The sequence below is a fragment of the Flavobacterium sp. PLA-DH12 genome (assembly GCF_059511845.1).
Window position 1 is genome coordinate 557929 of the sequence record NZ_JCAMPD010000001.1, and the last position, 23359, is coordinate 581287.

Sequence of the window (23359 nt, forward strand, 5' to 3'; positions counted from 1 at the left end):
TTTATATCATAATTCACATTCTACATCTCTCTACTAAGTCTTTTTTGACGGTTTGAAAATTAAATTTGATTAAAATATTTCACACTGCTTAAACTTTTTTGTAAAAATAAGACTAAGTCCACTTTTATAGTAAACGCTTACTGACGATATTATAAAGCGTTTTATTGTTTCAAAATATGTTTTTTATGTTTCATTTTATAATCTGCAACATACAAAAAAAAATTTCACAACTATCTTTCTTTAAATTTGAAGTAACCCCAAAATATATTCTAAATCTTAACTACGATTAATGCTCAAAATCAATTTATTAATTTAAGGTAGTTATAAATTTGCTGTGCTGCCTTTTCATTCCTGATTGCTTATGGCACAATTTTATTTTTCTTGGAGAACTTGCACTTTATCAAAAAAACTAGTTTTTACTGCATTGATAATTTTTCTTACTGCTTTTCAATCAAATGCACAAAACTGTACTGTAAACGCCGGAGTATTAAATACAACCATTTGCGCAACCGACGCAATGGTTTTAACTGGAAATAATCCGAGTCCAATTATTGGCACTGTCAAATGGACTCAAATCTCTGGTCCAGCAGTAACTATTAATTCACCAACAAGTTCAAGCACAACCGTTTCTGGATATACCGGTGGAAACACCTATATTTTTAGATATAGCGCGACCTGTGGCGATGGAATTACAGCTTATCAGGATAAAGTTGTAAATGTTAAGCCTATTACTACCGCAATTGCAGGAGGCAACATAGCAAGCTGTCCAAATAGTTCTGGAAATTTATCTATTACAGCAAATGCCCCTCAAAATACAGGAGAAACTGGTCGTTGGGAAATCGTTGGAGCTAACAATGCTGGCGTAGTAATTAATTTTCCAGATCTGCCAACCTCAACGATAACTTTGCCTTCTACAAGCTGTGGTGTTACGACGCTTCAATGGGTTATTGAAGGACCTGAATACGCTCCAGGCCAGCGCTGTAGAACTACTTCTCAGATAACTGTAACCAATTATGGAGGTGTTAAACCAGTTTCAGCAGGGCCAGATCAAACGCTCAGCAATTGTTATACTACCACACAAAGCACCAATCTTGATGCAACTTATGGAGGTTGTGGCCTTAACGGCCAAAATGGTCAGTGGACTTTTGTAAGTGGTCCAAATACGCCAACAATTGCCAATCCTAGCGCTAATAATACAGGAGTTTCAAATCTTGTTCAGGGGACTTACACTTTTAGATGGACTGTAACCGGGCCTTGTGCTTCTGGCAATGATACAGTTGTAATTAATGTTCCTGCCGCTACACAAGATGTTACGACTCTTCCTGGTGGCGATGAAAATATTTTCTTTTGCGACAATACTATTAATCAAGTAACTTTAGTAGCACAAACTCCTTTATACGCTGGAGAAACTGTTCGATGGACACAAATCGATGGTGATACTGGTGCAGTAATTGTTTCCCCAACAAACCCTACTACATTAGTTACAAATATATCTGATCAAGGTGATCCATATACGTTTAGATATACGCTTACCAATAACAATACAGGTTGCGTTTTTACTAAAGATTACCATGTACAGTATAACGGCGCAACAAGAACCATTGTTGCCAATAATGGCGATGATATGGTTGGGAGCTGTAATGCAACTGTGTTTACAATACCTCTTACCGTTACAGGAACTGGAGTAAATCAGTATCGAATTGTAACAGGACCCGACAGTTCTCCTCTTGGCCCCTTTCCTACTGCATTGCAAGATGCGGGTAATTCTTTGACTTTGACCCTTACTACACCAGGAGAATATACCGTTGAATTTATCAGAAGCCAAAACGGATCAATTCTTGCTGGCTGCGATTATGGTTTTGACACTCTAAACATTCTTGTTTCTGGTGATCCTACTCCATCTAATGCAGGATCTGATGTAAGCTTGCCTTGCGGTGATACAAGCACTATGCTTTCTGGAGTTGTAACTGGAGATGGCATGCATTTTTGGAGTCAGCTTAGCGGACCAAATCAGGCAGTAATTGCAGATAATTTTGCTATAGACACGCAAGTTACAGGGCTTATTCCTGGAACTTATGTTTTTCAATATATAACCAAAGGAGGCGGTGCAACCTGTGGTTTTTCAGTTTCGACAGTAACTATTTATGTATCTGATACTAATTTAGGAACTCCAGATGCGGGACCCGATCAGATTGTCTGTGCCAATTCTCAAGTACTTCTTGGAGCTGTAGCAGTTCAGGCGGGTGAAATTGGCACATGGAGTCAAATCTCTGGACCAACTACAATTTCGTTTTCCAATGTTAATGACCCAAATGCGATAGCAACAGGTTTTACAACAAATGTATCGCAATACGAATTACAATGGACGGTTTCTTATCTTCATCCTGGACCATCTTGTAGTTCATCTGCGTCCGATACTGTGACAATTAGCACTAATAATTCGACAGCAGCTTCAACATCAGATGCTGGTCCTGATGCTTGTTACCCTTCTGGAACAACTTCTTTCAATCTTAGTGGAAATAATCCTAGTTTTCTAGAAGTGGGTATTTGGTCTGTAACACCTTCAGCGGGTGTTGTTATTGCAGATACTAGCGACCCTAATACGTTGGTTACCGTTCCAGGAAATGGAACTTATGTGTTTACTTGGTCGATAGAGCCTCTTACAAGGCTATGCGCACCAAATCAGAGCAGTGTTTCGGTTACAATTGCCAATACTCCTCCTGCAGCAAATGCAGGTCCTGATCAAGAAATCTGCGGATCTACTATTACAATGGCTGCTACAGCCAGCAGTGGAGCAGTTGGAACTTGGACAAGAATTTCTGGTGTTGGAGATTACACCATAAGTGACATTCATGATCCAAATGCTGTTTTTACTTTTATCTATAGTGGTTATTATATTTTTAGATGGACAGTAGATGCTTCTGTCTGCGGTCAGGCATTTGACGACGTTAATTTAACAATAGGTATTCCGCCTCACCAAGCTGTTGCAGGACCAGATCAAAACATCTGTGCCAACACCAGCGTTACAATGGCCGGTAGTACTTACGACAGCTTTTTTGAAACTGGACAATGGTCTGTACTAACTGGCGCGCCAAATCAGCCCAATATTGTAGATCCTACTAATCCAAATACTGTAATCAATGGGCTTGTAGCTGGAACTTACACTTTTAGATGGACCATAACTGCAAAAAGCATTTTCTTATGCCAAGGAACTTTTGATGATATGGTTGTAGTGGTGACTCCAGCCGCAGATGCAGGACCTGATCAAACTTATTGTGATGTTACTAGTATTCAGCTTACGGGAAATAAAAATTCAACTGGAACCTGGACACTTACCAGCACATCAGGAAATCCAGCAGCTGTTCATATATCCCAATCTCCGCCTAACAGTTATATTGCAAATGCAACTGTTGTTCCAGGAACTAGTTATGTTTTTACCTATACCACTTCTGCTTCAACTTTTCCAGGTGGATCTACATGTCCAGGATCTTCTGATTCTGTGAATGTTGAAATATTTAGCGGAGCAAGTATACCGCCTAATGCTGGTCCAGATCAAACTTTGTGTATATCTGATGTTAACGGAACTGCAACTTTGCAAGGAAATGTTCCGCCACCTGATGTTAAAACTTTTGAATGGCGTTTTGCCTCTCAACCTGCTGGGAGCGTAGCCGTAATAACAACGCCTAGTGCTCCGCTTACAACAGTAACAGGTCTAACAGTTCCTGGTTTATATATTCTGGAATGGGTTTTTGAAAGCCCTTCTTGCAGAACATTATCTGATATTGTGAGAATCGTAATGAACGCTCCTCCTAGTGCCGCAAACGCAGGCCCTGACAATACGGTAGCTTGCCAAACAACTTATAAAACGGCAGCCGTACCTCCAGCAGTAGGTATTGGAACATGGACATTTGCCTCTCAGCCTTCTGGAGGAAATGCTATTATTGACAATCCAAATAGTCCAGTAACTACCTTATCCAATATTAATGTTTTAGGCACTTATGTCTTAACATGGACAGTTACAAACGGCCCATTTACCAATCCTTCGTTATGTCAGCCAACCTCGGACACAGTCAATATTACTTTTAACGATAATCCACCAACGATAGCCAATGCAGGCCCTGATCAAGAAATGTGTAATGTTACTACAGCAACTATGGCTGCGAATACTCCACTTATTGGCACCGGACTATGGAGTCAGGTTTCTGGACCTAATACGGCAACAATATCGGCTCCAAATAATCCAAACTCGCTGATGTTAAATTTAATCCCTGGAACTTACATATTTAAATGGACAATAACTACAACTGGATGTATTTCTGAAGATACTGTTCAAGTTACAATTTATGCAAATCCATCCACAGCAGAAGCAGGTCCAAATCAAAGAGTTCCTCAATTTACAGCAGTAAACATGAATGCAACTCCCCCAACAGTTGGTACTGGAGAATGGACTCAGGTTTCTGGACCTAGTACTGTAGGTTTTATGGATGCTACTTCTCCCACTACAGCTGTTACAGGAACTGTTCCGGGAATATATATACTACAATGGACTGTCAGCAATGGTAATTGTGCAGTTTCATCAGATACCATGACTCTGACCATTCTTTCAATTGCAGATCTTGAATTAACCAAAACAGTGTCACCAGCAACTGGAAGTATTGGCGATGTTGTCACGTTCAATATAAATGTTTTTAATAACAATTCTTTAGGCGGATCTACTACGGCTACTAATGTCGCTATACGAGATTTTATCCCAATGGGCTTTGCACTTGTTGCCGGAACGGTTAATTCGGGAGGAGTATACAATGTTGGAGACAATACAATTACTTGGAGCGGTATCACAATTCCTAGCGGAAGTATATTAAATTTATCCTTTAAAGCTAGAATTCTTGCTGGAGGATCTTACGTGAACACTGCAGAAGTTGTCGCATCTGACCAATTTGATCCAGACAGTACGCCTAACAACCAAAACCCTTCAGAAGATGATCAGGATAGTGCAACAGTAGTGCTAGATGTAGCCGATTTATCATTACAAAAAACAGTTTCACCAGCAACCGTTAGCATAAATGATAATGTGGTGTTTACTATTAGGGTTACCAACAGCGGACCTAATAATGCAACTGGAATTACAGTTTCAGACCATTTACCTCCAGGTTTTACGTATGTGAGCGATAATGGAGGTGGAAAATACAATAACACCACTGGAATTTGGAATGTGGGTAATCTAAACAATGGAAACTCTCTTGCCTTGCAAATTACAGCAAAGGTAAATGTCGTGACATCAATGAGTGATTACTTTAATACGGCAGAAATTCAGACCGCACATCAATTCGATCCCGATAGTACTCCAGGAAATGGATTGCCAGAAGATGATATATCAACCGCTTCTGTCTCGCTAAAACAAGCTGATTTGGAACTTACTAAAACAGTAACGCCAACTTCTGCCGCGGCTGGAGACCAAGTTAGCTTTACAATTAACGTAGTAAACAAAGGTCCCGGAAATGCTACTGGCGTTGGTGTAAAAGATGTTATTCCAGTAGGATATACGCTTATCCCTGGATCAGTATCTGCTGGTGGAACCTACCAAGTTGCAACGGCGACACTAGAATGGAGAAATCTAGTATTGCCTGCAAACTCCAATGTCAATCTTACTTTTAATGCTTTTGTTAATCCTTTAGGAAACTACCTTAATATTGCTCAAGTCATAACAAGCGATTTACCAGATCCAGATAGCGTACCAAATAATAATGTCGCCTCTGAGGATGATCAAGATGATGCTCAAATTACATTTATTGGGCCTTCTGCCGACTTATCTTTAACCAAAAATGTAGTTACAGGTAATACAAGCCCCGTGGTTGGAAGCCAAGTTTCATTTGAACTTAAAATAAAAAATGACGGTCCAAATAATGCAACTGGAGTGCAAGTAACAGATTTATTGCCTTCTGGCTTTCAATACGTAAATTATAGTTCGTCTGCCGGAACATACGACAGCACTACTGGAATATGGAATGTTGGTACAGTTGATACTGGTGTTACTGAATCACTTATACTTGATGCAAAAGTATTACCTACAGGAGATTACAAAAATATAACTCAAGTTACTGCTAGTGATCTTCCTGATCCTGACAGTATGCCAAATAATGACGATGGAGATCAAAGCGAAGATGATGAAGATAATGTGGTATTAACTCCAATACCTCCATCTGCAGATTTATCATTGACTAAAACGGTAAGTAATGCTACTCCTCTGGTTGGTTCCCTTGTAACATTTACTATTATCACTAAAAACAGCGGTCCACAAGACGCCGCTCAAGTTCAGGTAACCGATTTATTACCTTCTGGATATACTTTTGCTACTTTCAACGCAACAAGTGGAACTTATGACAGTACAACTGGTTTATGGACTCTGGACATATTAGAAAGCAGTGAGTCTGAAACCTTACAAATTAATGCAATAGTGAATCCAACAGGAGATTATACAAATATTGCAGAGGTTACTAATAGCGATACTCCAGATCCAGATTCAACTCCAAATAACGGAGTGCCAACAGAAGACGATTATGGAACAGCGACGACCACTCCTATTCAGCAGTCTTCAGATTTATCTTTAGCTAAAACTGTTAATAATGCAACTCCATTAGTTGGTTCACTAGTTACTTTTGAAGTAGTTGTGACCAATAATGGTCCACAAGACAATCTTGGCATACAAGTTACAGATCTGCTTCCGTCTGGATATACTTTCACTGGATTTACCGTTTCAACAGGAACTTATGACACCGCTACAGGAATATGGAATGTCGGTAATTTGGTAACGGGTGATGCAGAAACACTTCAGATTGTGGCAAGAGTCAATCCGAGTGGCGATTATCTTAATAAGGCTGAAGTAACAGCTGCTAATCTTCCAGATCCAGACTCTACTCCAAACAATGGAGTTACAACAGAAGATGATTATGCAGAAGCGATAACAACTCCTATTCCTACATCGGCAGATTTATCTTTAACCAAAACCGTAAATAATGCTGCTCCACTTGTTGGTTCGCAGGTAACTTTCAGTATAGAAATAACTAATTCTGGACCCGAAGAAGCTAATGGCGTCGCTGTTACCGATTTACTGCCTTCTGGATATACCTATGTATCCTATAGTGCAACAACAGGAAGTTATAACCCAACAACAGGTCTTTGGACAGTTGGAAACATGCCTATTTCAGATTCTTATACTTTACAAATCACAGCTACAGTAAATGCTTCTGGAAATTATACTAATACTGCTGAAATTACAGCAAGCAGTCAGCCTGATCCAGATTCTACTCCAAACAATGGGGTTACGACAGAAGATGATTATGCAGAAGCCATAACAGTTCCGGTATTAGCATCGGCAGATTTATCTTTAACTAAAACCGTAAATAATGCTGCTCCACTTGTTGGTTCCCAGGTAATATTCAGTCTTCAGGTAAGCAATGCTGGACCTCAAGATGCAGATGGTGTTGCCGTTACCGATTTACTGCCTTCTGGATATACTTACGCATCTTATAGTGCAACAGCTGGAAGCTATAATTCGTTAACAGGTTTATGGACAGTTGGGAATGTAGCAATTGGATCTACTCACACTTTACAAATCACAGCAGTAGTAAATGCAACAGGAAATTATACCAATAATGCTGAAATTACAGCAAGCAATCAGCCCGACCCAGATTCTACTCCAAACAATGGGGTTACAACAGAAGATGATTATGCAACAGCAACGACTACCCCAACAGCACTTTCTTCAGATTTGTCTTTAACCAAAACGGTTAGTAATTCATCTCCGATTGTTAACACAGAAATTACATTTGAAATAATTGTTACTAACAGCGGGCCAGAAGACAATACGGGGGTTCAGGTAACCGATTTACTCCCTGCAGCGTTTACCTTTACCAGATATACCGTTTCAAGAGGAACTTATGATCCTGCGACAGGCTTATGGAATATTGGAAACTTACCAAAAAATCAATCAGAAACATTACAAATTGCAGCAATAGCAAATGCAATTGGAAATTTTGTTAACATCGCAGAAGTAACCGCAGCTGGTCTTGCTGATCCAGATTCTACTCCTAATAATGGAGTAATTTCTGAAGATGACTATGCAAGTGTAGCTGTTCTAACAAGAGCAGAAATACCTCCTCCTCCGCCAGTTTCTGACTTATCATTAACTAAAACTGTAAATAATTTAACCCCACTAGTTGGCTCACAAGTTACTTTTGAGGTTATCATTACCAACAGCGGAAAAGATGATAATAAAGGTGTTCAAGTTACAGATTTGCTTCCTTCTGGTTATACACTTACTGGATATACAATCTCTACAGGAACGTATACACCTGCAACAGGTTTATGGAACGTTGGCAATATTATAAATGGAAAATCTGAAACTTTACAGATTACAGCGACCGTAAATGCAACTGGAAATTATACCAATATTGCAGAAATAACTGCCGCTGATTTTGAGGATCCAGACTCAACGCCAAATAATGGAGTTACTACAGAAGACGATTATGCGACCGTGACAACTACCCCGACATCTCAATCTTCTGACTTGTCTTTGACCAAAACAGTAAATAACACTATTCCCGAAGTAGATTCACTTGTAACTTTTGAAATTGTAGTGACCAATAATGGACCACAAGATAACAATGGAGTGCAAATAACTGATTTACTGCCTTCTGGGTACTCGCTTGTCAGTTTCAGTAATTCAACAGGAATATACAACACAACTAACGGATTGTGGAATGTTGGTAATTTAGCAATGGGCCAATCAGAAACGCTTCAAGTAATAGCGCTTGTTAAAGAAACAGGCGATTACCAGAATATTGCAGAAATAACAGCAGCGGCACTTCCTGATCCAGATTCTACTCCAAATAATGGTGTTACGACAGAAGATGATTATGCAACAGCTATCGTTACTCCTGATAGATCAGGACTATTTTCTGATTTATCATTAACGAAAACAGTCAATGCTATTTCACCGCTTGTAGGTTCTCAGGTAGTTTTTGAAGTCGTTGTAAAAAATGATGGTCCACGTAATAATACAGGCGTAGAAGTAACTGATCTACTTCCTTCAGGATACACTTACAATTCTTACAATATATCAACAGGAACTTACAACCCTACAACAGGAATCTGGAATGTTGGTAATTTAATAAGCGGAAAATCAGAAACACTTCAAATTACAGCTACCGTAAATACTTCTGGGAATTATCTCAATATTGCAGAAATAACTGCTGCAGATGCTCCTGATTTAGACTCAACGCCAAATAATGGAGTTACCACAGAAGACGATTACGCAACAGCGACTGTTACTCCAAACGCACAAGCGGCAGACTTATCTTTAACTAAAACAGTTAATAATACGGTACCATTAGTAGGGTCATCAGTAATATTTGAAGTAATTGCAACTAATAATGGCCCTCAGAATACGACTGGAGTTGAAGTTACCGATTTATTGCCTTCTGGATATACTTTTGCCAATTACAGTGCTACAAAAGGAACTTACAATTCCACAACTGGAAAATGGACAATTGGTACATTCTTAAACGGAGATTCGCACGTATTACGTATAACTGCTATTGTAAATCCAACAGGAAATTATGTGAACGTTGCCGAAGTAACTGCTAGTAACCTACCAGATCCTAATTCAACTCCTGGCAACGGCGTTCCAACCGAAAATGATTACGGTACAGCAACTACTTCTCCTTTAGGACAAGCAGCCGATTTATCTTTAACTAAGACAGTTAACAATGCCACTCCATTAATTGGAACACCTGTAACTTTTGAAATAGTCATAACTAATCAAGGACCGCAGAATGCAACAGGCGTAGAAGTAACCGATTTACTTCCTTCTGGTTATACTTTTAGTAGTTTCACAGCAACAAAAGGAACCTATACCAACACAAATGGAAAATGGATTATTGGTTCATTAGCGAGCGGAGACGCGCAAACACTTCAATTAACTGCTACTGTAAACGCGACAGGTAATTATTTAAATACTACAGAAGTTACTGCCAGCAGTCTTCCTGATCCAGATTCGACTCCGAATAATGGAATCACAACAGAAGATGATTATGCTGAAGTTGCAACAACTCCTGTTGTTCCTATGGCCGATTTATCATTGACAAAAGCCATAGTCGGCGGTAATCTTAATCCTATATTTGGTGCTACCGTTACTTTTGAAATAACAGTAAAAAACAGTGGGCCACAAAATGCAACAGGTGTCAAAGTAATAGATATGCTACCAAGCGGTTACGAATATGTTGTATACGCTTCGACAGCTGGACAATATCATAATTCAACCGGAATCTGGGATGTTGGAACAATTCCAAATGGTAGTTCCGAATCTTTATTAATTGGGGCTAGAGTAAAAACTACAGGTGTTTACCAAAACATTGCAGAAGTTTATGCTTCTAACGAATTGGATCCTGATTCTACTCCAAATAATAATGTCAGCGGTGAAGATGATATGAGTTCTGTATTATTAACGCCAGTTCCAGCAGTAGCCGATCTTTCGATAGAGAAAAAAGTAATCAACAACATACTTACTCCTGCAGTAGGATCGCAGATCTCATTCTCTATTACAGTAACCAACTCGGGACCAAGTATTTCTACAGGTGTTACCATAAAAGATGTATTGCCTTCTGGATACGATTATATTTTCTATAATTCGACTTCGGGAGCTTACAATCCTGCAACTGGTGAATGGTCTCCTGGAATTATACTGCCAGGAAATAGCCATACTTTGGTTTTAAACGTTTTTGTAAAAAATCCGACTGGCACTCCTGATGAGTACTTAAATACAGCCGAAATCATGACTGCAGATCAGCATGATCCGGACAGTACACCAGGAAATGGAATTACGACTGAAGATGACTATGACAGTATTTCTGTCACACCAGTAATTGTAATGGCAGATTTATCTATTAAAAAAACAGCACTTAACCAAGATGCAGTTCATGATGTTGGTTCAACAGTTATTTTTACTGTTACTGTTACCAATGATGGACCAGCGGATGCTTCTGGCGTAAGAGTTAAAGATTTGCTGCCTCCTGGATTTACCTATCAGACCAGCAGTCCTACAAGTGGTTTGTACAACTACATTACAGGTATTTGGAATGTCGGAAATATTCCTACTGGAACAGATCAGTCGCTAGATATTTATACAACCGTAAATAAGCCGTCAGGAATACCAGGCGAATATACAAATATCACCGAGGTTATTGCCAGTAATCTGCCCGATCCAGATTCGACTCCAAATAACGGGGTCACAACCGAAGACGATTATGACAGCTTACAGATCAAAATTGCCGTTGCCGATTTAAGTCTAGAGAAAACAGCTAGCAATCAAAACGCAAATGTAAACGAAGTTGTCACATTCACCTTACAGCTTAACAATGAAGGTCCAAGCGTTGCTACTGGTGTCGCTGTTGAAGACTTAATACCGCTTGGACTCAAGAATATCTCAAATATCAATAATGGAGGTATCTTCAGCAAGGATATTATAAAATGGGTAAATCTAACTGTTCCTGTGGGAGGTATTACATTAACCTACCAAGCAACTGTAGCCAATCCGTTTGGACTGGAAAGTGTGGATTATGTTAACATTGCTCAAGTAACAGCCAGCAATCAATTTGATCCAGATTCAACTCCAAACAATGATAACGGAGACCAGAGCGAAGATGATGAAGATTCTGAGTCTATCAACATCCCTTCTACTGATATAGCCATCAATAAAGAAGTAGATAAAACAGATGTTCCAATGGATAGCCAAGTAGTCTTTACCATAACAGCAGAGAATTTAGGCAATTTAACTGCAACAAACGTAGAAGTTCAAGATGCACTGCCTAAAGGATATTCATTAGTAAACTCAGCGACAACTTCTGGAACTTATGATTCTAAAACAGGAATATGGAGCATTCCAACAATCAATAAGGGAACTACCCAAACATTAACCCTAACGGTTAAGGTTATTGATTTTAATGATTATTTGAATAATGCTCATTTGGTTAAATTAGATCAGATAGACACCAATTCGGCAAACAATCAGGATAGCGCTACCGTTTCGCCAAACTGTCTGAAAATTTATAATGAGTTTTCACCAAATGATGACGGCCAAAACGATTTCTTCTACATTGACTGTATTGAAAGATATCCAAATAATCAGCTGGAAATCTTTAACCGCTGGGGTAATCTGGTTTACTACCAAAAAGGCTATAAAAATACCTGGGACGGAAAAGCGGAAGGTTCTGCCAAAACGCTTCCTGAAGGAACCTATTTCTATATCCTTGATTTAGGAGACGGATCTAAAAAAACCTCTGGATGGGTTTACCTCAAATAAAACCATCCAGAAAAAAGAAAATTTAAGAATAGGATTAACCAAAATAAAATTGGCTATGATTAAAAATATAAAAAAGGTTTTCGCGATAATAACTCTATTCTCGGTATATGGAGCCTTTGCACAGCAAGACCCGCAATACACGCAGTATATGTACAACACACTCACCGTAAACTCGGCTTATGCCGGTTCGCTGGGACATTTAGCTATAACAGGAATTTACAGAACACAATGGGTTGGTATTGAAGGTGCTCCAGACACACAAAGTTTTTCATTAGATACTCCTGTCGGGAAAAATGTGGGTCTTGGAATTTCAATCGTAAACGAAGAAATCGGACCAACAGATGAGCAATATCTAGATGCCAATTTCTCTTACACCATTAAATCTGGAGAAAATCATAAACTTTCTTTTGGAGTAAAAGGAGGCGGACGTGTCATCAATATCGATTGGTCTAAAGGAAGTTACAAAGATCCAGATGTGCAATTTCGTGAAAACATTACAAACAAATTCCTGCCTGTTATTGGAGCTGGATTGTATTGGCATGGAGAGAGAGATTATATCGGACTTTCGATTCCGAATTTTATGACCCGCGAACGTTATACATATGATGATATCAGCGAAGATTTGGTCAATCAGAGAATACACGTTTATCTTATCGGGGGTTATGTTTTTGACCTTTCAGCACATACCAAATTCAAACCCGCTGTTTTTCTAAAATATGTATCTGGTGCTCCAATGATTGCCGATATATCTGCCAATTTTATGTTCAACAATGCTCTAACTCTAGGTGTTTCCTATCGTACATCTGATTCTGTGAGCGGTTTGGTTGGAATACAGATTACGCCAATGATTATGGCAGGTTACGCTTACGATTACACTACAACCGCTTTGCAGAATTACAATAGCGGTACGCACGAAATTATGCTTCGTTTTGAACTGGTTTCACGCAAAAAAGGACTAAAATCACCAAGATTCTTTTAATACGGATAGTCTATGAAAAGAACAATTACTATACTCGCATTATTGGTTATACAGCTAATTTATTCGCAAACCAAAAACAAAACTGCCGATGCTCTTTTTGATAAGATGTATTATGTTGAAGCCGCAAAATCGTATGAACTTTCCATTAATAATGGAGATGTTTCCAAAGAAACGCTTCAGCGACTTGGAGACGCTTATTATTTCAATACAAAAATGTCTAGTGCTTCAAAATGGTATGGAAAGCTAATTGCTGAATATCCGAATGAAGTTTCAGCCGAATATTTATTTCGTTATGCACAGTCGCTGCAAGGAATTCAAAACTATGACTTGGCAAAAAAATGGATGAAGGCTTTTGCAGAAAAAGAAAAATCAATCGATGCGACAAGAGCTAAGAATTTTTCGCTTAAGAATGTCACACTTGAAGATATTGAAAATATAAAACCCTCTTTTTTGCTTGAAAACTTAGAAATTAATTCTCCTTATTCCGATTTTGGTCCAATGTTCTACAAAGGCGATCTAGTGTACTCCACTACAATCGATTCTTCTTATTGGAAAACAGATAGATACGGATGGAATGATCAGCCTTATCTGAATATGCAATTGGGAAAAATAAGCGAAACGCAATCGAATGTTACTTTTAAAGAACGTTTCGGCAAAGATATCAGTACAAAATATCATGAAGCCTGCATCGCTTTTTCTCCAGATGAAAAGACCATTTATTTTACGCGAAATAATTATAACGGAAAACTGAAACGTGACAGCAAAGGCATTAACAACCTAAAAATCTTTTCTGCTACAGCAACAGAGAACAGTAATGGTACAGTTTCTTGGAAAGATATTAAAGAACTCCCTTTTAACAGCGATAATTATTCAGTTGGACATCCTTCTGTAAGCAAAGATGGCAAAAAGCTGTATTTCGTTTCAGATATGCCTGGAACAATTGGTTCTACCGATATTTTTGTGGTTGATATTTTGGGCAATAATCAATTCTCGGAACCCAAAAATTTAGGCGAAAAAATAAATACGACAGGACGTGAAATGTTTCCATACATTACCGATCAGGCGCTGTATTTTTCTTCTGACGGATTTTTAGGTTTAGGAGGCTTAGACGTATTCGAAAGCCGATTAAACGATGGCTTTTTTGACACACCAGCCAATCTCGGTGCACCTTTAAACAGCAATAGAGATGATTTTGGATATATCGTTAACGAAGCCACCAACAAAGGTTTTGTCTGCTCTAACAGAAAAACAGGAAAAGGCGATGATGATATTTACTCTTTTGAAAGATCATGCAACCAAGCCATTAGCGGTTATGTTTATGATGCCATTTCAAACAACAGAATTGCAGGTGCTATGGTAACGCTGAAAAATGCAAACGGAATAAAAGTGGCAGAAACCGTTTCTCAGCTTGACGGAAAATACGATTTTAATAACAATGTAAATTGCAACACGCCTTATACCATTGAAGTTTCAAAAGAAAATTATAACGCAAATAACAAGGCAATTGTTACCGCAAACAGTTCTGGAAAAACAGAAGCTCTTGTAGGTTTAGATCCTGCTTTAATTGCACGGGAAAATGGAGTTCTGAAAATAAAAATCGGAATTATTTTCTTTGATTTAGACAAATCAGATATACGTTATGATGCTGCTATAGAACTAAATAAAGTAGTTCTCTTAATGCATCAGTATAACACTATTGTAATCAAAATTGAATCGCATACCGACTCCCGCGCCAACGACCAGTACAATCTCGAACTCTCTGATCGAAGAGCAAAAGCCACAAGAGATTATCTCATTTCTCAAGGAGTTGCTCCCGAACGAATAGAAAGCGCAATTGGTTATGGAGAAACTCAGCTAATCAATAATTGTTCTAACGGAGTCCCATGTACAGAAGCGCAACATCAAGTCAATCGCCGAAGCGAATTCATCATAACAAAAATGTAAAAAAAATGAAAACCCCCAATGGGGTGAAATATTTATAGAATTACCGTAAGATAAATAGAAAAAGCTCCAGAGGAGCGACATATTTCATAAATAGATATGTCGCTCCTCTGGAGCTTTTTACTCTAAAACTTTATTCTAAACTATAAATATTTCGCTTCTCCGAAGCTTTAAAAAAACCTCTTTTCGATACATCCACTGCATATTCTATATCTAGCTTCTTTCTTCTATAGTCTTGCCTCTTGCTTCTATAATCTTGCCTCTTGCTTCTAACCTCTCTCTTCTATCCCACACTACTGAAGCTTCACACACATCCATTCGCCTTTCATAATCAATTTATCCTCATCAAAGGCTTCACCAGACTGTTTTATGATTTTTTCGCTTGTACGAATGTTTTTTACCACAAATTTAACGAGTTTATTGAATTCAACACCTCCAAAAAACTCCACTTTATCTAAGCTAACTAAGCCAAAAACTCCATCTGCGATTCCTAAAAGCTTTATTCCTGCACCACCACATTGCGCCATAGCTTCGATCAAAATAGTTCCAGGAACAAAATTAAAATCTGGAAAACTGCCCTGGAGCCAAGCATCTTTATCTGTAAATGTCTTTAAACCAATGATTGTGTCTGTTGTATAAGAGATAATTTCATCAACAAAGAGAAATGGAGCACGATGCGGAATTAAGTCTTCTATTTTTTTAGTCATGATTTATAATTTTCAACAATGTACGAATCTGAACCGAAATAGACAATATTAAAGTTACATCTATGTTAAAAGCGGGTTAAAATGTTAAAATTAAGAACTCTTCGTTCGGTTTTCTAAAACTAACTAATAGCATAAAAATTGAATTTACAGACACCTTGTTGTTCTTCTGAATCAATTTAAAAAAAATGATCAATTCAGATAAAAAAATGATCAGATCTATCAGTAAATAAATTGGTCTTTTAAAGGTATTTTATTTTTTTTCTTCTTCTAAAAAGCTAGAAAAAGAAGCAAAAACTAGCTTCCTCACATAAAATACTCATTACTTTTAAGCATTAAACTTATTATTTAATTAAACCAATTTAAAACCTAATAATCAACAATTTAAACCATTACAATAGAAAACCTCTATAATAGAAAATCTACTTAAAAAACAATTATTTTACTTTAAAAATCTATTTATCAATTTCTAAAAAAGAGATAAAAAAAATCTTTGCCAGAACATTCTTCAATCCATAATTTTCAATTTAAATCTTATAGTTTTTCAGTCAAAAATTCACACATGAAAAACTCGCATTTTCTAATTATCGAATCTTCTAATCATCGCATTTTCTACTTACCGTATTCCCAATAACTGATACAATTCGTCCTTCTTATTTAGAGCTGCCGAAATAGTTTTCCCATCAGTTAGTTCAACCAAATTTCCGTTGAGACTTCTCACCGCTTCCAGATTTATAATAAAAGAACGCTGAATGCGAAAAAACATCGGAAGCTTCAGCACTTCTTCCATAGACTTTAAAGTTCCTAAAGTTGTATATGATGCGCCATTGATGACGAATTTCAGATAATCGCCTTGCGCTTCGACATATAGAATTTCATTCAAAAGAATCTTAATCAATTTTCCTTCTGATTTGATAAAAATGCGATCGGAGTTAATTTGATGCACCGAAGTTGTTTTCTTCAACAAAAGATATTCTTTAGCGCGATTTACCGCTTTTAGAAAACGATCAAAACGAACGGGTTTTAAGAGATAATCTGCCGCACCTGTTTCAAATCCCTCGAGAGCAAAATTGCGGTGTGCTGTAATAAAAATAATAACCGGAGCATTGGTAAGGGACTGCGCCAATTCTAAACCATTAAATTTAGGCATTTCGATGTCGCTGAAAACAATATCAACTTCATTTTCCTGCAGAAATAATAATGCTTTAGAGGCTTCTGCAAACGAATCCTTCAGTTCCAAAAACGGAATTTCAGCAATAAACGATTCAATAATATCTCTTGCAATCGGCTCATCGTCAACGACAATGCATTTTAATTTTTCCATTATTTCCTTAAAACTATTTTTAAATCGACTCTAAACGAACTTTCCAGTTTTTCAATTTCTAACTCATACCTATCAGGATATAGCAACTCTAAGCGTTTACGAGCGTTTTCCAACCCTATTCCGCCAAAGACTATATCATGTTCCATTTCTTCATAATCGTTCTTTAAACTAAACCAAAATACGCTCTTTTCAATCTTAATATCTAGTTTTATAAAAGCGTTCTTGGTTTTTAAACCATATTTAAATGCATTTTCTATAAAAGTAAAGGTCAAAAGCGGTGCTATAAAAAATCCCGCTGTATTTCTTTCCCCTGCAATGTTAACTTGAATATCAGTATCAGCTGCATAACGCATTTTTTCTAAAGTGACATAATTTTTGATAAAATCCAATTCTTTTTCCAAACGGACAATTTCGGTATTCGATTCATAGAGCGTATAGCTCATAATATCAGAAAGATTCAAGATTAATTCTGGAGCCAGATTGTCTTTTCTAACTGTTAGTCCGTAAAGATTATTCAAGGTATTAAATAAAAAATGCGGATTTAACTGCGCTTTTAGAAAGTCTTTTTCAATTTGAATATTCTGAATTTCCAAAGCTGTTTTTTCTCTTTCAATTTGAAATTTCTTATTATACAATTTCGTGATTTCGACCAATATTTTAGCAAAACAAAAAGGTGAAAGCAATGAAATAATAATTATAGTTTGGGAAAGCATTCGTTTTGGAGAAACCGCTTCCAGAAAAGTTTGATTTGCACTCATTTTAATGACGCCTTTCAGTTCTCCAAAAGTAATTTCAAAACCTAAAGCATAATAAAACAACGAAATAAAATACGTTGACGCCATCCAGACAAATATTGAAACTGGAAAAACCAATAGCAACAGTATTATAATTCGGGTTTTGCTTCCTGAGAATATCTTTGGCAATAGTAAATAAAACAGCATATAAAATACAATCATATTTACTAATGCCATTCTTATTGTTAGCAAAACAGCATCAAAACAAACTAATTTATAGCCAATTACATAGCTCAAAAAAAGCAAAATGGAAAAACCTAACCACATAAAAACGTGGAGTAGAATTCGATTTCTTCTGGTAAAAAAGTGATCAAAATTCAGCGAAGTAATTTTATCTAAAAAATATCCCGAAGTTGATGTGGTATTTGGCATGTAATAGATTTGTAAAGCAGTTTCAAATATAACTTTAATTTGGCAGGTTTTATAAAATTCTGATAACCGCATTGATCAAATTAATCGTGTTATGACCCAAGATAGAATAAATAAGATTTCCTGAAAACTGTCTTAAAATACCAACGCTCAAAGAAGAAATTAATGTTAAGTAGACCATTGTAATAATATCAAATTTCAAATGCAAATCTTGGTCTAAAACTGCTCCGTGAGAAACACCAAACAAAACCGTTACAATAACAAACGCCCAGCCAAATTTGATGCCTCGATAGTTCCATCTTGGCGCAAAAGCTTTGTCTAAAAACCATAAAGAGATTCCTCTAAAAAGAATTTCTTCTGTTAATCCAGGCATTGTGGCTTGAAAAAGGAAAGTTTCCAGATCGAAGGCATTTCCTTTTGGAAATAAAATCAGTTTAAAAACAATATCAACCAAAGTAAATCCGAAGAAAACCAGTAATCCAAATTTCAAGTTTGCTGGCGAATTGGTTTTAGAAGTAAATCCGATTTTGATTCTTTCTTCTTTTGAAACCGAAAAGATTATAATCAATCCTAATATTAAACTCAGAACTTTTCCTGCCCAATTGAATTTCAAATCAAGATCTATTAATTGTTTCCCTGAAGCCTGTAAAAACACATCGGCAAGGAAATATAAAATGAAAAATAGTAAATACTTTAAGTTTGTTTTTTCCGATTTGAAATACGCAATAACAATAAGCGGAGCGATTAACAAAATCCAAAGAAGAGGTGTAAATAATGACATAATTTTGATTTTTAAGGTTTTAATTTTGATCAAAAGTATATCGGGAGTATATCAATTAAAATTGTGATCGGTAGAATGAAGAATCTACTCGGTGAAAATGTCATTTTAGACGATAATAGAATTAGATAATTAGAAAATGTGCCAATTAGATAATGAGAGTAATTATCTAATTGGCACATTTTCTAATTGGCACATTGATCAATTTCTACCAAGCATATTTCAAAATCAATCTCGCATTAAACGGCGTTCCTGCGGTAAAATGAATTTCTTCTACAGGATCCGTTTCATTTGCCAGTCTTGATTCGGTTAAGAATTGTGTTTCTTTCCATTTGGTGTTGAAAATATTGTCGATGTTTACGCCAATCGAAACTTTCTTAATCTGGTAATTCACAGAGAAATCGGTAATGCAATAGCCTTTTGCCACAACCGAATTGTCTTCGTTTGCTGGTCTGTCTCCTAAGAAACGAGTTCTTATACTTCCTGAAAATCCTTTTAAATCTTTAACCGAAATTCCGTTCATTAAAGTATTTTTTGGAGCCAATGGCAGATAATCATTTCCTTTAGGTTCATCTATTGCTCTTGCGTGCGTATACGTATAATCGGTATTCCAGAACAGCCAATTGGTCAATTGATATCTGAAACCAAAATCGAAACCTTTTCTTTCTGTTTTTCCGCTTGGTTCAACAACCGCTTCGTCTCCAACATAAACAAATTCCTGCGCTAAATACAAATACCAAATTGCTGAATTAATAATCATGCGTGGAAATGGTTTCCAGTTAATTCCTAAATCTGCGCCGTAGGTTTCTGGAAGAATTTTTTGACCGCTTTGCGCCACTACTACACGCGTATCATTGCTATGAAACCCTTTTCCTAATTTCAGGAAATAGTTTAATTTATCGTTTTGAGTATACAAAAAGTTCAATTTCGGACTCACAATTGCTTTTGTCTGTGTCTGATTCGTATAGGTTGCCGCCAATTGATCTTCGTACCCAAATTTGAAATAATCTAAACGCAAACCTCCGTTTACCAACCATTTTCCTGATGTAAAATCAAGGCTTGAATACGTAAATAAGTTAGTTTGGTTTACAGTTCCTAAACTCAAATAATCTAAAACCGTTTTTCTGTTTAAAGTATGCGATAATTCTACATCTTTATTGTTATCGTTGCGAAGTCCAGCGCCTAATTTAAAACGCCATTTTTCGTTTAATTTCTGATCATATTCGGACTGAAAACCTACAATGGCTCTATTCTCTTTCTGTTTGATCTGATCGCCGTTTATAGGGTCGTTTAAGAAAAAAGTAAAATTAGAATACAGTTCAAAATCATATTTGCTTAAATAAGCACTGCTTTTGATATGCGTATTTTCGTCAATTTTTGCATCATATTGCAAATTAAAATTGGTTCTATCGGTATTTCCTCCTTCATTTGGATCGATTGCTCCATAATGCGAAATAGTTCCATCGTTTACAGCACGATCCGGAATCTGTCCGCTAGCATCCCATTGGCTTTTAAAATGCGAAACCGAGATAGCCAAACGATCTCCATTTTCCATTTTAGCATTGTATTTTCCAAATAAATTTATTCGGTTAAAGTTCTGAGGAGCATCAAAATAACCATCGGTCATCATGTATTCTCCAGCAAAATAAGCCGATTGGTTTTCTTTATTCAATAAATTAAACATGGCAACAGTACGAAAAGTATCAAACTGTCCGCCCTCAAAAGAAATAGAGCTATTTTGCAACGCATTTTTGGTATTAAAACCAACATATCCTGCAGTGGTAAAATCGCCTTTATCTACAAAATAAGCCCCTTTATCAAAATCAATATTATCAACCGTTTCTGGAATCACAAAATGCAAATCAGAATAACCTTGCCCGTGTGCGTGCGAAACCATATTTACTGGCATACCGTCTACAGTAATATTGATATCGGTTCCATGATCACAGTCAAAACCTCTTAAGAAAATCTGTTCAGCTTTTCCTCCACCAGCATGCTGACCTATGAAAAGTCCTGGAACTTTACGCAATAAATCCTGAGAATTTGAAATAGGCTGAATTTCAAAATCGATTTTAGAAATCGTATTCAGATATTTTAAATTATTGCCAATCTTAACTTCTTCTAGCAAAAATGGCTTTTCTTCTAAAGAAATAGTCAGAAAATCTAAAGAAGCCAGTTTTATTTTCTGAGTAGAAAATCCCTTTTTGGTAACAACCAAACTATCATTTACCTGAACGCCTTCTAAGGTAAATTTTCCATTTACATCGGTATGTGCGTGTGTTTTTGAATTTAGGTTTCGAATTAAAACTTCTGACGCCGCTTTTCCGTCAGCGTCGTTTACAATACCATTTAGAGATTGAGCATTAATTGCAAAAGAAAAAATAAAAAGGGTAAAGGAGAATAAGAACTTCATTGCTATTTTGATAATTATTGGGGTAGTATGGACACAAAAATAGCATAATTAAAAGAATAACCATAAAAAAAGCTCTAAATCAAAAATTTAGAGCTTTTCTATATAGTAAACCTTTTACTTTGAGAAAATTAATCCCATTTATTGGTTTTAGAAACGGCATATTTACCAGCTCCTGTAAAGAATAAGGCTAAAGCACCAAACAGATAAAGCCCTAATAATTCTAAAGCGTAACCTCCATGATCGCTGATAGAGAAAATCTCCTGAGCATGTGCTGTTGCAACTGCTACCACACACGTTATTGTTAAAAGAACAGCCGCAATTCTAGTTCTAAATCCTAATAAAATAGCAATTGGAGCTAAAACTTCGCCAATGTAAACCGCATAGCCAAATGCGCCCATGTTTTCTACAAGGAACGAAATTCCGTGAATCAGTTTAGAAACACCGTGAAAAAGCATTAATCCGCCAGTACTTAAACGCAATAGCAATAATCCAAGGTCTGTGTTTTTTGAAATCATAAATAATTTTGTTTAGGTTAAAAATTTATATCAATTGGGTTTGTAAGCCGACTAAAATACAAAAATTTCCTATTTTAAAGCAATATTATTTAAAACAATTCCAAATAACCATTTTTAGGCTATCACAAAGCATATTCTAAGTTTTAAAACTTGATGGCAATCTTTCCAATTGTTCGTCCAGACTCCAAAAGTTCGTGCGCCTTCTTAAGACTTTCGGCTGAAAGTCCGTTTAAGGTTGTATTTAAAGTTGTTTTTAAAATGCCATCATCCAACAAATCTGCTACGATATTTAAAATATTATGCTGTTCTACCATATCTTCTGTTTGGTACATAGATCGGGTGTACATCAATTCCCAAGAAAAAGACACGCTTTTGCTCTTTAATTTGGTTAATGCAACAGGATCGCTGCTTCCGGTAATAGAGGCAATATGCCCTTGAGGTTTAATTAATTCGACCATTGTATCCCAATAAGCATTGGTATCTACGAAATCCAAAATAAAGTCAACATACTCAAAACCTGCTTCTCGAACAGATGAAACAAGGTCTTTATGATCTACCACAAAGTCAGCGCCCTGCTGTTTGCACCAAGCAATTGTTTCTGGACGCGACGCTGTTGCAATAACAGTTAAACCCGCTATTTTCTTAGCTAATTGAATGGCAATCGAACCTACTCCTCCTGCTCCGCCAATAATCAGAATCGATTTTCCTTTATCTTTATCTACCGTAATTCTGATTCTGTCAAATAAAATTTCCCAAGCAGTTAAAGCGGTTAGCGGAATTACCGCAGCTTCTTCGATGCTTAACGATTTAGGTTTTCGGCCCACAATTCTTTCGTCGATAATTTGATATTCGGCATTGCTTCCTTGTTTGGTAATATCTCCTGCATAATAAACGGGATCTCCCACTTCAAACAAAGTAACATCTTGTCCGACAGCCTGAACGATTCCGACAGCATCCCAGCCAATAATTTTGGGAGTTTCGAGAACAGTATCTATTGCGCTATTCTGGCGAATTTTAAAATCGACTGGATTTACAGAAATCGCATCAATTTTAACTAATAAATCGTGTGGCCCTGGAATTGGTTTTACAGCTTCAAATTCGATAAAACTTTCTGGGTTTTCTATGGGTAATGATGTTTTAAATCCTATTGCTTTCATTTCTTTTTAATATTTAAATTAAAACTA

10 protein-coding genes are annotated in these 23359 nt (G+C 36.8%); 3 read left to right on the forward strand and 7 right to left on the reverse strand.

The window, feature by feature from the left end; genetic code table 11:
• Positions 1–361: 361 nt before the first annotated feature.
• The 3 genes from AC5ZCW_RS02400 to AC5ZCW_RS02410 are packed head-to-tail and all read left to right on the forward strand — an operon-like array spanning position 362 to position 15281.
• Entirely contained in the window at positions 362–12358 is an 11997-nt protein-coding gene (locus AC5ZCW_RS02400; protein WP_496117693.1) for a PKD domain-containing protein, read from the forward strand.
• Between the two features lie 55 nt (positions 12359–12413).
• Complete coding sequence (locus AC5ZCW_RS02405; protein WP_343543180.1) at positions 12414–13337, forward strand: PorP/SprF family type IX secretion system membrane protein; 924 nt, start codon at positions 12414–12416, stop codon at positions 13335–13337.
• A 12-nt stretch (positions 13338–13349) separates the two neighbouring features.
• On the forward strand, positions 13350–15281 hold the full coding sequence (locus AC5ZCW_RS02410) for an OmpA family protein (RefSeq protein WP_496117695.1): 1932 nt from the start codon (positions 13350–13352) through the stop codon (positions 15279–15281).
• 290 nt (positions 15282–15571) lie between these two features.
• Here AC5ZCW_RS02410 and AC5ZCW_RS02415 read toward each other — a convergent pair whose 3' ends face one another.
• The 7 genes from AC5ZCW_RS02415 to AC5ZCW_RS02445 all read right to left on the reverse strand — a co-directional run bounded on the left by AC5ZCW_RS02415 (position 15572) and on the right by AC5ZCW_RS02445 (position 23332).
• Positions 15572–15985, reverse strand: a complete 414-nt coding sequence (locus AC5ZCW_RS02415) for a 3-hydroxyacyl-ACP dehydratase FabZ family protein (protein WP_177209863.1) — start codon at positions 15983–15985, stop codon at positions 15572–15574.
• A gap of 613 nt (positions 15986–16598) precedes the next feature.
• A complete protein-coding gene (locus tag AC5ZCW_RS02420) occupies positions 16599–17306 on the reverse strand; it encodes a LytR/AlgR family response regulator transcription factor (RefSeq protein ID WP_343543185.1) in 708 nt (235 codons plus the stop codon).
• The gene (locus AC5ZCW_RS02425) at positions 17306–18472 is read right to left on the reverse strand and encodes a sensor histidine kinase (protein WP_343543186.1); all 1167 of its coding nucleotides are present in this window, start codon (positions 18470–18472) and stop codon (positions 17306–17308) included. Before AC5ZCW_RS02425 ends, AC5ZCW_RS02420 begins: the two co-directional genes overlap by 1 nt.
• Positions 18473–18521: 49 nt before the next feature.
• Complete coding sequence (locus AC5ZCW_RS02430) at positions 18522–19250, reverse strand: CPBP family intramembrane glutamic endopeptidase (protein WP_496117698.1); 729 nt, start codon at positions 19248–19250, stop codon at positions 18522–18524.
• Positions 19251–19455: 205 nt separating this feature from the next.
• Positions 19456–21660, reverse strand: coding sequence for a TonB-dependent receptor (locus tag AC5ZCW_RS02435; protein ID WP_343543188.1), 2205 nt, complete (start codon positions 21658–21660; stop codon positions 19456–19458).
• A gap of 128 nt (positions 21661–21788) precedes the next feature.
• Positions 21789–22175: a DoxX family protein gene (locus tag AC5ZCW_RS02440; RefSeq protein ID WP_343543189.1), complete on the reverse strand. Its 387-nt coding sequence runs from the start codon at positions 22173–22175 to the stop codon at positions 21789–21791.
• 143 nt (positions 22176–22318) lie between these two features.
• Positions 22319–23332 (reverse strand): zinc-binding alcohol dehydrogenase family protein, encoded by a 1014-nt coding sequence (locus tag AC5ZCW_RS02445; protein WP_496117700.1) that lies wholly within the window; start codon positions 23330–23332, stop codon positions 22319–22321.
• Positions 23333–23359 lie beyond the last annotated feature (27 nt).

Bases quoted from the DNA above. Each gene is read 5' to 3' on its own strand.
- AC5ZCW_RS02400 (WP_496117693.1), top strand. From the start codon at position 362: ATGGCACAATTTTATTTTTCTTGGAGAACTTGCACTTTATCAAAAAAA.
- AC5ZCW_RS02415 (WP_177209863.1), bottom strand. From the start codon at position 15,985: ATGACTAAAAAAATAGAAGACTTAATTCCGCATCGTGCTCCATTTCTC.
- AC5ZCW_RS02420 (WP_343543185.1), bottom strand. From the start codon at position 17,306: ATGGAAAAATTAAAATGCATTGTCGTTGACGATGAGCCGATTGCAAGA.
- AC5ZCW_RS02410 (WP_496117695.1), top strand. From the start codon at position 13,350: ATGAAAAGAACAATTACTATACTCGCATTATTGGTTATACAGCTAATT.
- AC5ZCW_RS02440 (WP_343543189.1), bottom strand. From the start codon at position 22,175: ATGATTTCAAAAAACACAGACCTTGGATTATTGCTATTGCGTTTAAGT.
- AC5ZCW_RS02435 (WP_343543188.1), bottom strand. From the start codon at position 21,660: ATGAAGTTCTTATTCTCCTTTACCCTTTTTATTTTTTCTTTTGCAATT.
- AC5ZCW_RS02445 (WP_496117700.1), bottom strand. From the start codon at position 23,332: ATGAAAGCAATAGGATTTAAAACATCATTACCCATAGAAAACCCAGAA.
- AC5ZCW_RS02430 (WP_496117698.1), bottom strand. From the start codon at position 19,250: ATGTCATTATTTACACCTCTTCTTTGGATTTTGTTAATCGCTCCGCTT.
- AC5ZCW_RS02425 (WP_343543186.1), bottom strand. From the start codon at position 18,472: ATGCCAAATACCACATCAACTTCGGGATATTTTTTAGATAAAATTACT.
- AC5ZCW_RS02405 (WP_343543180.1), top strand. From the start codon at position 12,414: ATGATTAAAAATATAAAAAAGGTTTTCGCGATAATAACTCTATTCTCG.